The 565-nt window shown below is 51.5% G+C and carries 1 rRNA gene; it reads left to right on the top strand.

The features are described 5' to 3' along the window. Positions 1-565, top strand: a 23S ribosomal RNA gene (locus tag ACXAH1_RS24665); the annotation flags it as partial.

Raw genomic sequence — 565 nt, 5'->3', positions numbered from 1 at the left:
AGGTTAACCATTTAGGGGAGCCGTAGCGAAAGCGAGTCTTAACTGGGCGCTTAAGTTGCAGGGTATAGACCCGAAACCCGGTGATCTAGCCATGGGCAGGTTGAAGGTCAGGTAACACTGACTGGAGGACCGAACCCACTAACGTTGAAAAGTTAGGGGATGACCTGTGGCTAGGAGTGAAAGGCTAATCAAACCGGGAGATAGCTGGTTCTCCCCGAAATCTATTTAGGTAGAGCCTCGGACGAATACTTACGGGGGTAGAGCACTGTTAAGGCTAGGGGGTCATCCCGACTTACCAACCCTTTGCAAACTCCGAATACCGTAAAGTACTATCCGGGAGACACACGGTGGGTGCTAACGTCCATCGTGGAGAGGGAAACAACCCAGACCGTCAGCTAAGGTCCCAAAGTGTATGTTAAGTGGGAAACGATGTGGGAAGGCTAAAACAGCTAGGAGGTTGGCTTAGAAGCAGCCATCCTTTAAAGAAAGCGTAATAGCTCACTAGTCGAGTCGGCCTGCGCGGAAGATGTAACGGGGCTAAACATACCACCGAAGCTACGGCTGC

Source organism: Pseudoalteromonas sp. AWH4_217, from assembly GCF_056161105.1.
This window is presented reverse-complemented; position numbering and strand designations above follow the sequence as displayed.